Here is a 12,561-nt window from a genome sequence, read left to right on the forward strand (position 1 = left end):
GCGGGGTAGTGCAGAGGTTCCTTAACAGGCCCTAGCGCCACGCGGTCCTGGTGAGTATCGAAGAAGAGCGAGGTCATGGGGCGGTTTTCCTGCGAGGTCGGTCAGCCGCTACGGTACAACGAATCGGCAGGCTCTGCCTGCCCACCATCAAGCCGCGTCGGGTTGCATCGCCGGCGCCGCCTTGCGGAACGCCTCCAGTTCTCCACAGGCTTGGTCGATGGCGCTGATGAGCGGCCAGCGAGTCAGGTCCACCTTGAAGCGGCGTGCACTCTCGACCTGCGGCACCAGGTACACGTCCGCCACCGTGGGCGCATCGCCGTAGCTGAAGCGACCGCGGTGCGGGTCGCTGGCCAGCAGGGCTTCATACGCGTCGAAGCCTGCCGTGATCCAGGTTCCGCACCAGGCGTTGATGGCGGCCTCGTCGGCGCCAAACGTCTTGCGCAGGGTTTCGAGGATGCGGCGGTTGTTGATCGGGTGGATATCGCAGCCGACAATGGCCGCCAGGGCTCGCACACGGGCGCGAGCGTCGACGTCCGCGGGCAGCAGGGCCGGCGTGGGGTGGGTCTCTTCCAGCCATTCGATGATGGCGGGCGACTGGATCAGGACCTGCTTGCCGGTGTCCAGTGCGGGCACCAGCTGCTGCGGGTTGATGGCCTTGAAGGCATCCGTCAGGTGTGCGTCCTTGCCCAGGTGAACAGCAACGTACTCGACGTCCAGGCCCTTGAGGTTGAGTGCGATGCGCAAGCGATGCGAGGTGCCGCTGCGCCAGAAGTTGTGCAACTTCATGGCGCTCAGGCCGCCGGACCGACGGTCAGTGTGATCTCGGCCACGCCTTCGACACGGCCGGTGATCTTGTCACCCGTCACCACCGCGCCCACACCCTCGGGCGTGCCGGTGTAGATCAGGTCGCCGGGCTGCAGGTGGTAGTAGGTGGACAGGTCCGCAATGATTTCGCGGATGTTCCAGATCAGCTTGTCCACGTTGGACGACTGCTTGGTCGCACCGTTGACCTCCAGCGCGATGGCACCCTGCTCGATCACCACGCCTTCCATCGGCACGATCTCTGAGCAGACCGAGCCTTCTTCGATGTCCTTGCCGGTGTCCCAGGGGCGGCCCTTGTCCCGCGCCACCAGCTGCAGGTCACGGCGGGTCATGTCCAGGCCAGCGCCATAGCCGTAGACCAGCTCGTGGGCGTTGGCTTCGCTCACGCGGAAACCTGCCTTGCCAATGGCCAGCACCAGTTCCATCTCGAAATGGTAGTTGCTGGTGCGCGGCGGATAAGCCACGGTCGCGCCGCTCTCCACCAAGGTTTGGGGCGATTTGGTGAAGTAGAAGGGCTGCTCGACGCTCTTGTCGACTGGGCGGCCCATCTCGACCGCGTGCGCGTGGTAGTTGCGGCCGACACAGAAGATGCGGTTGATCGGGAAGCGCTCGGTCTTGCCGCGGATGGGCAGGGACTGGATGGCGGGTGGGGTGAAGAGGTATTGGGTCATGGGAGGGCTTCCGAAAAATCAGAGGGAGGACGGCATGGCTGGCTGATCGTCCTGGCGGACTTCGTAGACGCCGAGCTTGCGGTGCAGCGGCGACTCGTCGGCGATGAACAGGAACGCAGGTTCGGTCGCCGAAGCGTTTTTCAGCACCGTCGGCGTGTAGCCGGGGATGCAGCAAGTGTCGGCCGCGACCAGATCGAAGTCCTGGGCGCCGGTCGAAACACGGGCCGCGCCTTCGATCACGTGATAGACCACCGCAGGTGATCGTGCCGGCAGCGCCAGCGTCTGGCCCGGGCGCAGCATCAGGGCGTAGAAACCGAGGATGTTCTCTGCGTCTTCGCCGGTTTCGGGATTGACGTAGGTGACCTGCACGCCCTCCAGATCGGGCTGGTTCTCGGCCATGGACAGCAGCGCCGCCTTGGCGTTGGCCCAGGGGTAGCGCAGCATGGGGTAGCGGCGACCGCTGCGGCCGAACACGGGGGCCGGCATCACGCCGGCCCTCGCATACGCACGGTCGGCCTGGCCAGGCTTCGTCTCCTGGCGCGAACCGTTGAGGTGGTAGCTGACCTCCAGGTAATAGGCCAGGGGCAGGTCCAGCACATCGAGCCAGACCACAGGTTCTGTGCCGTCGTGGCCGTGCTCGTGCCACAGCCCGGTGGGCGTGAGGATCAGATCACCACGGCTCATGGGGCACTTCTCGCCCTCCACCGTGGTCCAGGCGCCCTCGCCCTCCACCACCATGCGAACGGCATTCGGCGTGTGGCGGTGGCTGGGCGCCCACTCGCCGGGCAACAGCAACTGCATGCCCAGGTACATGGCGCTGCTGGCCTGCATCTTCTCCAGCGTGTGGCCCGGGTTGGCCAGCACCAGCACGCGGCGTTCGGCCTTCTCGATGGGCGTCAACTCACCCGCCTTAAGCAGCAGAGGTTTGATGTGTTCATAGGCCCAGTGGGTGGCCTGGGTCTGGCGCGTCGGCACCTTGGGCGGCAGCACGCCGCGCAGGCTGGGCCACAAGGGCACCAGGTTGCGCTCGCGCATCGCGGCCACGTAGCCGGCAGGCAGGTCTTCCAGTCTTCCAAGTTCGCTTGTCATGGGTCTCTCCAGTGGACAGTGTGTCTGGGATCAGCGCGTCCCAATGGTGCGCGTCAGGCCAGCCCCAGCGGGGCCGGCGTGCGTTGAACGATGTCGCGAAAACGCTGGTGAAACGCATCCGCCTGGCCAAAGCCGCTGAGTGGGTCTGCGTTCTGAGCAAAGGCTTGCGCAATCTCATCCCAGTCGGTGGTGGTGAGGTGGCTTTCAGCCAGAGGAATGAGCTCATGCTCTTCCACCTTAAGGTGCCGCCAGGTGAAGTCTGCGTAGGTCGACACGGTCCGCATCAGAGCCTCCATGCTGCCGGGCACGCCCGCCTGCAGGTTGCCCAGCCAACGCCGGATCTCACCGAGGGCCTGTGGCTCGTGGGTGTGTTGCCGCTGCAGTTCGTCGATCAAGGCATCGGCCTGGTGCGTTCGCTGGCGCAGCAGCCGAAACAGCCACTCATCTTCCTTGGGATGGTGCAAGCGGTCAGGAAAGGCATCGATGTAATAGACCATCGACCACAGCAGGGGAAAGTCCACCGCCATGCGTCCCGCTTGCACCTCGGCCAGCAGGTCCTTGAGGTTGTGGATGACGGCGGCCAGCGTCCGGTGCTCGGCGCGGATGGTGTTGAGGGCCTGGATTCGTGTATCGCTCATGGTGTCAGCTCCGTTGATCGGGTCACACGCCCAGGTACTCGTGAACGATGTTGGCGTTGGCGCGCAGCCCGGCCGAATCGCCCGACCACACCACGACACCCTTTTCCATCACGTAGTGCTGGTCGGCCAGTTCCAACAGCGGCCCGAGGTTCTTGTCGATCACGATCAGCGACAGACCCTCGGCCTTGAGCTCGCCGAGCGAACGCCAGATCTCGGCACGGATGATGGGCGCCAGTCCTTCGGTGGCCTCGTCCAGCACCACCAGGCGCGGATTGGTCATCAGCGCACGGCCGATGGCCAGCATCTGCTGCTCGCCCCCCGAGAGCTGCGAGCCCAGGTTGGCGCGCCGCTCCTTCAAGCGGGGAAAGAAGCCGTACACGCGGTCGAGCGTCCAGGGCTTGAGCTGACCATTGGCACGCAGGCGCGCCGTGGCCACCAGGTTTTCCTCCACCGTCAGGTTCGGAAACACCTGCCGTCCTTCGGGCACCAGGCCCAGGCCCAGCTTGGCAATCTGGTGCGAAGGCAGACGCTCGACACGTTGGCCCGCCAGCGAGATCTCACCAGCGGAAGGCGAAAGCAGACCGAACAGGCACTTGATGGTGGTGGACCGGCCCATGCCGTTGCGTCCCAGCAGGGTCACGACCTGCCCTTCTTTCACGGAGAAATCCACCCCAAACAACACCTGGGCGGCGCCATAGCCGGCCTTGAGGCCCTGCACTTTGAGCAGAGTGGTCATGCGCCGATCTCCTCGTCGCCCAGGTAAATGGAGCGAACCTCTTCATTGCCCCGGATTTCTTCGGGTGTCCCGGTCACCAGGATGCGGCCGTAGACCAGCACGCTGATGCGATCCGCCAGCGCAAACACGGCGTTCATGTCGTGCTCCACCAGCAGGATCGTGTATTGCTTCTTGAGCGACTTGAGCAGGGCCACCACCGCAGCCGACTCCTGCACGCTCATACCGGCCATGGGCTCGTCGAGCAGCAGGAACTTGGGCTCAGCGGCCAGTGCCATCGCCAGTTCCAACTGCCGGCGTTCGCCATACCCCAGTTCGGATGCCAGCGCCTGGCTGCGCGCCTCCAGACCCGCCGCTTGCACGCCGCGCCGGGCAGCCGCAAGCGCCACCTCGTCATCGAGCAGGCCCTTCCAGAAGTCAAATGCACCGCGCCGTGCACCACGGGCCGCAAGGGCTGCGTTTTCCAGCACGGTGAACTCGTCGAACACCGATGTGATCTGGTAGGAACGCACCAGCCCCCGGCGGGCACGTGCGTGGATGCCCAGCGCCGTGACGTCCTGACCAGCAAACTCGATACGCCCCGTGTTCGAAGCCAGTTCACCGGAGAGCTGGTTGATGAGTGTGGTTTTGCCGGCACCGTTGGGGCCGATGATGGCGTGCAGTTCACCCTCACGAACATCGATCGACACCGCGTCGGTCACCAGCAAGGCGCCGTAACGCTTGGTGATCGCGTGGGTTTTGAGCAATGCGTTCATCGTGCAACCTCCCCTGCTTCGCCCTTGCGACTGAATCGGTCGGTCACGGCGTTCACCCAGCCCACGATGCCGCGCTTGCCGAACATCGCCATTACCAGGATCACGATGCCGAACACAGCCATCCAGTGTTCGGTGTAAGCCTTGATCACCTCTTCCAGCCCCAGGAAGGCCAGGGCTCCGACCACCGGCCCCACCACCGTGCCCATGCCGCCCATGACGACCATCACGATCAGGTCGGCCGAGACGATCCAGGACATGCTGCTGGGCGAGGCATAGGCGTTGAGGTTTGCCAGCAGCATCCCGGCGATGCCGCAGGGAATGGCCGACAGCACGTAGGCGGTCAACTGGTAGCGCTGCAACGGCAGGCCCACCGAGTTGATGCGCCGGGCGTTCTGGCGTCCACCCCGCAGCACCATGCCGAAGGGCGACTTGCGCAGCCGCATGACCCAGTAGGTCAACGCCAGCAACAGCCCCCAGGCGCAGTAGAAGACCGCATTGGGCGAGCTCAGCGTCCAGCCGAAGAAGTTGCTGGCCTGCGCCACACCCAGGCCATCGTCACCGCCATACTGCTTGAGGCTGACGATGACGAAGTAGCCCATCTGGGCGAACGCCAGGGTGATCATGATGAAGGCGATGCCAGAGGTGCGCAGACTGATGAGACCGGTGATGCCGCCGATCAGGACGCAAACCACCACACACACCGCCAGGTGCACCCAGCCGGAATCGATGCCGTAGTGCACAGGCAAGGCGACGCTGTACATGCCGATGCCAATGAACAGCGCATGCCCCAGGCTGACCATGCCGCCAAAGCCCAGTGCGATGTTCAGTGCACTGGCAGCGATCGCATAGATCAGCACGCGAGCACTGAATGCCACGAGGAAGCTGTCGTCGATGGCGGTCGATAGTGCTGGCACCAAGACCAGCGCCACCAGCAACAGCGCCGGCAGGAAAGACAGGTAGCGATGAGCGGACTTCATACACTTCCTTTGTGTGCAGGGAACAGGCCCTGGGGCTTCCACGCCAGCACGATGGCCATGAGCAGGTAGATCGACATCGAGGCCAATGCCGGCCCTGCGGCGTTGGCCGTCTCTCGGTCCGCGAACTCGCGGATGATCATGGGCAGGAAGGTGCGTCCCAGGGTATCGACCAGGCCAACGATGATCCCCGCGTACAGGGCGCCGTGCACCGACCCGATGCCACCGATGACGATCACGACCAGCGTGGTGATCAGCACCGGTTCCCCCATGCCGCTCTGCACCGACAGGATCGGGCCCGCCATCGCACCGGCCAGCGCGGCCAGCGCAGCGCCCAGCGCGAACAGCATGGCATTGAGCAGGCGGATGTTCACGCCCAGCGCGCCCACCATCTGGGGATTGACCGAACCCGCCCGGATGAGCATGCCCACCCGGGTCTTGTGGATCAGCCACTGACTGCCTGCGGCCACCAGCAGGCCCACCACGATGATGAGGAAACGGTAGGTGGGGTAAGTGAAACCGAACAGGTCCACCGTGCCCGACAGGCTTTCAGGCAGGGACACAAAAACCGGATGCGGGCCCCAGATCATGCGGACCACCTCGTTGAAAAACAGCACCAGACCAAAGGTGGCCAGCACGTGATCAAGGTGGTCACGCCGGTAGAGACGCGAGACCGCGACCCATTCCAGCACCATGCCCACCACCAGACCCGTGGCCACAGCGGCCAGCACACCGAGGCCAAAGGACCCGGTGTGCCCACTCACCACCGCGGCGGCATAGGCCCCCAGCATGTACAGCGAGCCGTGCGCGAGGTTCACGAAACTCATGATGCCGAACACCAGCGTCAGCCCGGCAGCGAGCAAGAACAGCATCACGCCGTACTGCAGGCCGTTGAGCATCTGCGCAAGGAGCAGAGATATCGACATGGCTTACCTCGACTTGCATTGGGACACGTAAGCGTCCTGGTGGGCGGGCAGCGGGGTGCCCAGCTGCTTGACCACCACCTGCGCACCCTCCTTGGCGACCTGGAAGGCGTAGTAGTTCTGCACCGGCATGTTGTTGGCGTTGAACTTGAACGGACCACGAACCGATTTGAGTTCACCACCAGCCGCCTTGACCGCCGCAGCAAACGCGGCCTTGTCGGTCGTATTGCCCTTGACCTTGCCGACTGCGATGTTCAGCAGATTCGCGGTGTCGTAGCCGACCGCTGCGTAGTGGCTGGGCGCACGGCCGTATTTCTTGGAAAAGGCGGCGACGAACTCGGCGTTGCCTGGCGTCTTGAGTGCCACGTCCCACATCGCACCGGAGATTGCGCCCACGGCCGCATCGCCCAGGGCGGGCATGGTGGTGCCGTCCACGGTGAACGCCGACATCATGGGCAGCTTCTTGGACAAGCCAGCCTGGCTGAACTGCTTGACGAAGTTCACGCCCATGCCACCGGGGTAAAACACGAACACAGCGTCTGGACCAGCCGCCTGCAACTGCGCGATCTCGGCAGAGTAGTCGGGCTGGTTCACCTGGGTGTAGACCTCGTCCACAACCTCGCCCTTGTAGAAGCGCTTGAAGCCGGCGATGTAGTCTTTGCCCGCCTGGTAGTTCGGCGCCATCAGGTAGACGCGCTTGTAGCCGCTGTCCTGGGCAAACTTGCCCATGGCTTCGGCCGGGCCGTCGTTTTGCCAGGCGGTGGAGAATACATTGGGCAGGCAGCCCTTGCCCGCCAGCGGGGACGGACCGGCGTTGGTGGCGATGGCCACGGTACCGGACTCCACGATGCGGGGCAGGCTGGCCATGAGCACGTTGGAGAAACCCAGACCGACGATGGCGTCCACCTTGTCACGGTCGATGAACTTGCGAGCGATCTGGTTGCCCAGCTCGGGCTTGAGCTGGTCGTCTTCGCGCAGCACTTTCACGTTTTGGCCACCCAGCTTCGAGCCCAGCTGTTCGATGCCCAACATGAAACCGTCGTACTGATCTTGGCCCACAGCTGCCACCGGTCCAGACAGAGGGCCCGAGAAACCAATGGTCACGTCGGCATGCGCCGCGTGGAAGGACAGTGCACAGACGCCAGCCGTAACGGCTTTGAGGGTGAAATTCAAGTTCATCGTTGTCTCCGGAAAAAGTGGGCCCCGCCACTGCGGTGCAGCGGCAAAAAATTGAAAGGAAACCGGTCAAACCCGGCGGATGTGATCAGTCCAGCTTGATCATCACGCGCATGTTTTCGATCTTGACCGGGTAGGTCTTGATGTCTTCGGTCAGAGGCGCGCACAGGGCCTTGCCCGTACAGACATCGAAGCGCCCCTGGTGAAGGGGACACTCGATCTCATTGCCCTCCAGAAAGCCGTCGCTCAAGCGCGCAGCCCCGTGGGTACACAAGTTGTCGGTGGCGAAGACCTCACCTTCCACCTCATAGAAGGCAATGTCTTTGCCTGCCACGATGGCTCCGACCACATCGCCCTCAGGCACAGCGTCCCGTGCGATGGCATCAATCCAGTTCTCGGACATGTTCTGCAACCTCAAATGGGGTAGATGAGGGAGTTGGGGATCATCTCGCTGTCGTACACGCACAGCCGAGACTGCAGCTTCAGCCCTTCCGGTGTGCGCACGATGACGTCGCGGTAGTAGCCTGCGTTGAAAACCGTGGAGTCCCCATCTAGCTTGGTTCGAATGACCACGTAGTTGGCTTCCGACTGGATGCGCTCGCCACTGACATCACGCTCCACGGACAGGATTCGCGGCGTGCCCACGATGTGGCGCTGGTAGTAGGGGTCGTGGTACATGGTTTCTTTGACGCCGTACACACGGTCGCGAATCATGGCCTTGCTCTCCAGAGCCAGCAGACACAGGGGCAGGCCCTGCTCAAAGTTTTCGCGCGGTTGCAGGCGGTAGGTGCCGGTCTCAATGAAAAAATCAGGCCACTTCTCCCAATCGGCGGAGTCGCAGACCATGGCGTAGTCGCTGTACAGGTTCAGCAGTTCGAAGTACGTCTTGAAGTCGATCATGTTCACTCCCCCATCACTTTGCGCCAGTAGTCGTACATGCCGCGGATCAGCGTTTCGGTGACCATGTGGTCGGTGTCGCCGATCTCGTGGCCGCCCATCTCGATCACGGAGCGGTGCGACGGGTTCTGCTCGAAGCCTTCCTGCGACCACTCGATCACCTCGCCGTCGTCGGCCGAGACGAAGCCTGCCGGGCCGAACAGGTTGGCCTGGATCAGGCGGCGCTGGTGCATCTCCGGCGTGTCGTCTTCAAAGCCGAAATGGGTCCAGACGAAATCAAAAGATCCGTGCCCGTTGGGCTGGATGTGGCGCGTCGATACGCTGTTGACCTGCTGCTGGATGATCACACTGGGGAAGATCGTGGTCATCACGGCGGTCGGGCCGCCCCACCAGGGCTCGGGCACGATGTCCAGCAGACGCGGGTCGTTCACCTTCATCTGCTCCTTGAAGCTGTCCACGCCGGACACGACCTCCTCGTTCTTGCCGCCCTGACCGCGCGTGGAGATCATCGCGGCGTGGCGGAATTTGGCGTCCATCTTCAGTTCCGACTTGTTGTCGGCGCGCCAGAGCCCGAAGGTCGAGAACCAGGTGTGCAGCAGGCCCGGGTGGTAGGGGTCCTTGATGTTCTCCTGCATCAGCTTCCAGTTGCCCGGGATGCGCTGGCGGCGGTAGCCCAGGATCTTGAGCTTGCGGCCATTGAAGACGCGATCGAAGTAGTGCAGGATGGTTGGGCCCAGGAAGTCCTCGAAAGGCTCGACATCGTGGTCGAAAGAGGCAAACACTGCACCGCCTCGGGCGGCCACCTTGAGCTTGGTCAGGCCGTGTTCTTCGAGTTTGAAGTCCTTGGGCATGCCGCCGTTGACCTTGCCGTCCTGCTTGACGCCACGGCGGAAGGGCACGCCCTGCAGGTCACCCTTGAGGCTGTAGTTCCACTGGTGGTAGGGGCAGAAGAAGTCCTTGGCGTTGCCGTGGCGCTCGCGGCAAAAGCGCATGCCACGGTGGGCGCAGACGTTCTCCACCACGTTGATGCCGCCATCCGGATCACGCACCATGATGACCGAGCGCTCACCGATCACCGTTCGCTTGAAGTCGCCTGGATTCGGAATCTCGGCTTCGAGACCAACGTAGCACCAGTGGCCGGAGTAGAAAAAGCGGTCGAGTTCGCGCTTGTAGTGGTCCTCGCTGGTGTAAGCCCAGAAGGGGATCCGGCTGGTGCCGTCTCCTGGCCAAACGGGGTCTTTGGGAAACACTGTCTTGGTTTCACTCATCGTGGGTCTCCTTGGGTGGAATGCACTGGGAACGATCGGTGGGGTTCAGACACCGCTGGGATAGAAGGCATCGGCGTGAACATGCTCCGACGCAATGCCAAGCTTGGCGACGATCAAACTGAGGGCCTCGACCATGGCGGGAGCGCCGCACAGGTACGCTCGCCAGCCATCGAGCGACTTAAAATCGCTCTCGATGGCATCGGTGACCAGGCCGCTGCGCCATGCACCGTCCACCGGGCCGGTGGCGACGACAACGTGGACCTTGAGCTGAGGGTGTTGATCGGCCATCGCCTGGAGCCGCTCGGCGTCGTACAGGTCTTCTTGGCTGCGCACACCGAAATAGAGGTGAATAGGGTTGGTCATGCCCTCGGCCAACGCGCCGCGCACGATCGACAAAACAGGGGCCAGACCGGTACCACCGCCCACGCACAGCATTGGGCCGGTGTGCTTGCGACGCAGGTATGCCGTGCCCAGCGGCCCACTGATGCGGATGTTCGATCCGACCTTCAGTTCACCGAAGATGTATTCCGTGACGCGGCCTCCATGCACTTTTCGGATGTGGAACTCCATCTCCTCATCACCCGGCAGGCCGGCCATGGAATATGGGCGGATATGGTCGGGCGTGAACTGCAAAGTGGCGTACTGCCCCGGGCTGAATTCCAGCGGCTTGGCCAGCTTGACTTTGATGCGGCGAATGTCGTGCGTGGCCTGCTCGATCGATGTGACCGTGCCCTTGATGATCTTGGCCGGATGGGTAACCACCTCATCCACATCGGGAACCTCGATGGTGCAGTCCCCGGTCAGGGTAGCCTGGCAGGCCAATACCTCACCGGCCTTGGCCGAATGGGGGCGTCCTGTCTCCGGTACGCCGTCCAGCACGCTGCCTTCGGTCACCTTGCAGCGGCAGATGCCGCAGCGACCGGACATGCAGCTGTAGGAAATGGGAACGCTGTGCGCACGCAGCACGTCCAGCAGATTTTTCCCAATCTCTGTCTGCAGCCGCAGATTCAGTGGCTGTACGACCAGTTCCATGTTGTGCGCTCTCTTTGTCTCCGAATGACGCGATTCTGGATAGACAAGTCGTATAAGTCGATGCAGCGAACCTGATAGTTAGAATCACCAGCATGAATAGTGAGGTACAGCATGAGGCTTCGCGACATTGATCTCAACCTGCTGGTGGTGTTCAACCAGATGTTGATGGACCGCAGCGCGTCCACTGCTGCCGAGAAGCTCAACATGTCACAGCCCGCCGTCAGCAACGCGCTGCGTCGCCTGCGTGAGCTGCTGAACGACGAGCTCTTCATACGCACATCCAAGGGCATGGAGCCGACGCCCTACGCCCTGCACCTGGCAGAACCCGTCGTGTACGCACTCAATGCGCTGCAGACAGCTCTGTCGAGTAAAGAAAGTTTCGACCCCCAGACCAGTGCCCGGACCTTCAACCTGGCGATGACCGACATCGGCGAGATGTACTTCATGCCGCCGCTCATGGACGCGCTGTCCCGGCTGGCACCGAAGATCCAGATCCATACCCACCGGCCCGGCTCGGGCGACCTGAAGGAAGGCATGGAGTCCGGCGCCATCGATCTCGCGCTGGGTCTGATGCCCAACCTGCAAACCGGTTTCTTCCAGAAGCGGCTGTTCAGGCAACGTTACGTGTGCATGTTCAGGAAGGGACACCCCGTCGCAAAGTCGCCCATGACGCTGGCCCAATTCAGCAAGCTTGAACATGTGGGTGTTACGGCGCCAAACACAGGCCATGGGGAGATCGACAGCCTGCTAACCCGTGCGGGCGTCACGCGCCGCGTTCGACTGGTGGTGCCGCACTTCATCGCTGTGGGCCACATCCTTCAAAGCACCGACCTGATCGCCACATTGCCCGAGCGGTTTGCTGACCGCAGCAAGGGCCCATTTGACTTGGTCGTCTCCCCTCACCCTGTCAAGCTGCCCGAAATTGCCATTAACATGTTCTGGCACGCCAAGTACAACCGTGACCCGGCCAATATGTGGCTGCGGCAACTTGTGAGCGATCTGTTCGCGGACAAGTGAAGCCTTCGGTGTCACCGCAACAGTTTGGACATGCGGGGTTTCGCCTTTCACTGCATCGAAAGATCTTCGTGAACGATCGGTGTGCACCCGCTACACCCAAGTCTTCGACTTCATCGCATCGACCCCCGGCGGCCACCCAAAGTGCCCCACTGATGGCCACCCAAACTGCTCCACCCGGCCGAGGGTGACCTGGTGCATTGAGCGTGGCATGTTGGTCGCCTGATGGTCGATCGGCAGGACGTTACTTTCACCCCCTCATCACCGAGGGGACCACAGGAGTGAACGTCTTGAAGCCACACTTGCAAACCACCATTTGGACGCTGCTGAAGGCCAATGCCAGCCAGCGAGAGATCGAGCGGGTCACGGGAATCTCCCGTCACACCATCCGCGCCTACCAGCAGCGCTTTGCCGCAGAAGGGGCAAACTGCCCCGGGGTGGCCACCGGCTCTGAGGCGGTGGCCAGTCAAACTGCCCCACCCCGGCCACCGGCTCCTGCTGTTGCCCCTGCGCCACTGGCCTCCTCCCTGTGCGAACCCCACCGTGAGTTCATCCAGGCGCAGTTGCGT

General features: G+C 62.9%; 14 protein-coding genes and 1 pseudogene. 2 read left to right on the forward strand and 13 right to left on the reverse strand.

What is annotated here, in order from left to right; genetic code table 11:
* Nucleotides 1–147: 147 nt before the first annotated feature.
* From maiA to HZS63_RS13610, 13 genes are all read right to left on the reverse strand, one after another.
* Nucleotides 148–786 carry a maleylacetoacetate isomerase gene (gene maiA / locus HZS63_RS13550; protein WP_045786213.1) on the reverse strand — a complete coding sequence of 213 codons (639 nt, stop codon included), beginning with the start codon at nt 784–786 and terminating at the stop codon, nt 148–150.
* A gap of 5 nt (nt 787–791) precedes the next feature.
* Entirely contained in the window at nt 792–1,493 is a 702-nt protein-coding gene (locus HZS63_RS13555) for a fumarylacetoacetate hydrolase family protein (protein ID WP_180684524.1), read from the reverse strand.
* Nucleotides 1,494–1,511: 18 nt separating this feature from the next.
* Entirely contained in the window at nt 1,512–2,582 is a 1,071-nt protein-coding gene (locus HZS63_RS13560; protein WP_180684525.1) for a cupin domain-containing protein, read from the reverse strand.
* Between the two features lie 53 nt (nt 2,583–2,635).
* Complete coding sequence (locus HZS63_RS13565; protein WP_180684526.1) at nt 2,636–3,220, reverse strand: hemerythrin domain-containing protein; 585 nt, start codon at nt 3,218–3,220, stop codon at nt 2,636–2,638.
* A 22-nt stretch (nt 3,221–3,242) separates the two neighbouring features.
* A complete protein-coding gene (locus HZS63_RS13570) occupies nt 3,243–3,956 on the reverse strand; it encodes an ABC transporter ATP-binding protein (protein WP_180684527.1) in 714 nt (237 codons plus the stop codon).
* On the reverse strand, nt 3,953–4,708 hold the full coding sequence (locus tag HZS63_RS13575) for an ABC transporter ATP-binding protein (RefSeq protein WP_180684528.1): 756 nt from the start codon (nt 4,706–4,708) through the stop codon (nt 3,953–3,955). The genes HZS63_RS13570 and HZS63_RS13575 overlap by 4 nt, the downstream gene beginning before the upstream one ends.
* A complete protein-coding gene (locus HZS63_RS13580) occupies nt 4,705–5,685 on the reverse strand; it encodes a branched-chain amino acid ABC transporter permease (protein ID WP_180684529.1) in 981 nt (326 codons plus the stop codon). The genes HZS63_RS13575 and HZS63_RS13580 overlap by 4 nt, the downstream gene beginning before the upstream one ends.
* On the reverse strand, nt 5,682–6,608 hold the full coding sequence (locus tag HZS63_RS13585) for a branched-chain amino acid ABC transporter permease (protein ID WP_180684530.1): 927 nt from the start codon (nt 6,606–6,608) through the stop codon (nt 5,682–5,684). The genes HZS63_RS13580 and HZS63_RS13585 overlap by 4 nt, the downstream gene beginning before the upstream one ends.
* 3 nt (nt 6,609–6,611) lie before the next feature.
* On the reverse strand, nt 6,612–7,784 hold the full coding sequence (locus tag HZS63_RS13590) for an ABC transporter substrate-binding protein (protein ID WP_180684531.1): 1,173 nt from the start codon (nt 7,782–7,784) through the stop codon (nt 6,612–6,614).
* Nucleotides 7,785–7,869: 85 nt separating this feature from the next.
* Nucleotides 7,870–8,184 (reverse strand): non-heme iron oxygenase ferredoxin subunit, encoded by a 315-nt coding sequence (locus tag HZS63_RS13595; protein ID WP_180684532.1) that lies wholly within the window; start codon nt 8,182–8,184, stop codon nt 7,870–7,872.
* Nucleotides 8,185–8,195: 11 nt separating this feature from the next.
* Nucleotides 8,196–8,681, reverse strand: a complete 486-nt coding sequence (locus HZS63_RS13600; RefSeq protein WP_142811778.1) for an aromatic-ring-hydroxylating dioxygenase subunit beta — start codon at nt 8,679–8,681, stop codon at nt 8,196–8,198.
* A gap of 2 nt (nt 8,682–8,683) precedes the next feature.
* Nucleotides 8,684–9,946, reverse strand: a complete 1,263-nt coding sequence (gene nagG / locus HZS63_RS13605) for a salicylate 5-hydroxylase large oxygenase NagG (RefSeq protein WP_180684533.1) — start codon at nt 9,944–9,946, stop codon at nt 8,684–8,686.
* Between the two features lie 45 nt (nt 9,947–9,991).
* Complete coding sequence (locus tag HZS63_RS13610) at nt 9,992–10,978, reverse strand: 2Fe-2S iron-sulfur cluster-binding protein (RefSeq protein WP_180684534.1); 987 nt, start codon at nt 10,976–10,978, stop codon at nt 9,992–9,994.
* A gap of 111 nt (nt 10,979–11,089) precedes the next feature.
* Between HZS63_RS13610 and HZS63_RS13615 the strand changes: the two genes are divergently transcribed.
* The gene (locus HZS63_RS13615; protein WP_045786201.1) at nt 11,090–11,995 is read left to right on the forward strand and encodes a LysR family transcriptional regulator; all 906 of its coding nucleotides are present in this window, start codon (nt 11,090–11,092) and stop codon (nt 11,993–11,995) included.
* A gap of 278 nt (nt 11,996–12,273) precedes the next feature.
* Nucleotides 12,274–12,561 (forward strand): annotated as a pseudogene (locus HZS63_RS13620) (IS21 family transposase); the annotation flags it as partial.

It is taken from the genome of Tepidicella baoligensis, from assembly GCF_013432195.1.
Taxonomy (GTDB): Bacteria; Pseudomonadota; Gammaproteobacteria; order Burkholderiales; family Burkholderiaceae_C; genus Tepidicella; species Tepidicella baoligensis.

Bases quoted from the DNA above. Each gene is read 5' to 3' on its own strand.
- HZS63_RS13595 (WP_180684532.1), bottom strand. From the start codon at position 8,184: ATGTCCGAGAACTGGATTGATGCCATCGCACGGGACGCTGTGCCTGAG.
- HZS63_RS13590 (WP_180684531.1), bottom strand. From the start codon at position 7,784: ATGAACTTGAATTTCACCCTCAAAGCCGTTACGGCTGGCGTCTGTGCA.
- HZS63_RS13615 (WP_045786201.1), top strand. From the start codon at position 11,090: ATGAGGCTTCGCGACATTGATCTCAACCTGCTGGTGGTGTTCAACCAG.
- HZS63_RS13575 (WP_180684528.1), bottom strand. From the start codon at position 4,708: ATGAACGCATTGCTCAAAACCCACGCGATCACCAAGCGTTACGGCGCC.
- HZS63_RS13610 (WP_180684534.1), bottom strand. From the start codon at position 10,978: ATGGAACTGGTCGTACAGCCACTGAATCTGCGGCTGCAGACAGAGATT.
- HZS63_RS13600 (WP_142811778.1), bottom strand. From the start codon at position 8,681: ATGATCGACTTCAAGACGTACTTCGAACTGCTGAACCTGTACAGCGAC.
- HZS63_RS13565 (WP_180684526.1), bottom strand. From the start codon at position 3,220: ATGAGCGATACACGAATCCAGGCCCTCAACACCATCCGCGCCGAGCAC.
- HZS63_RS13555 (WP_180684524.1), bottom strand. From the start codon at position 1,493: ATGACCCAATACCTCTTCACCCCACCCGCCATCCAGTCCCTGCCCATC.
- HZS63_RS13580 (WP_180684529.1), bottom strand. From the start codon at position 5,685: ATGAAGTCCGCTCATCGCTACCTGTCTTTCCTGCCGGCGCTGTTGCTG.
- HZS63_RS13585 (WP_180684530.1), bottom strand. From the start codon at position 6,608: ATGTCGATATCTCTGCTCCTTGCGCAGATGCTCAACGGCCTGCAGTAC.
- nagG (WP_180684533.1), bottom strand. From the start codon at position 9,946: ATGAGTGAAACCAAGACAGTGTTTCCCAAAGACCCCGTTTGGCCAGGA.
- maiA (WP_045786213.1), bottom strand. From the start codon at position 786: ATGAAGTTGCACAACTTCTGGCGCAGCGGCACCTCGCATCGCTTGCGC.
- HZS63_RS13570 (WP_180684527.1), bottom strand. From the start codon at position 3,956: ATGACCACTCTGCTCAAAGTGCAGGGCCTCAAGGCCGGCTATGGCGCC.
- HZS63_RS13560 (WP_180684525.1), bottom strand. From the start codon at position 2,582: ATGACAAGCGAACTTGGAAGACTGGAAGACCTGCCTGCCGGCTACGTG.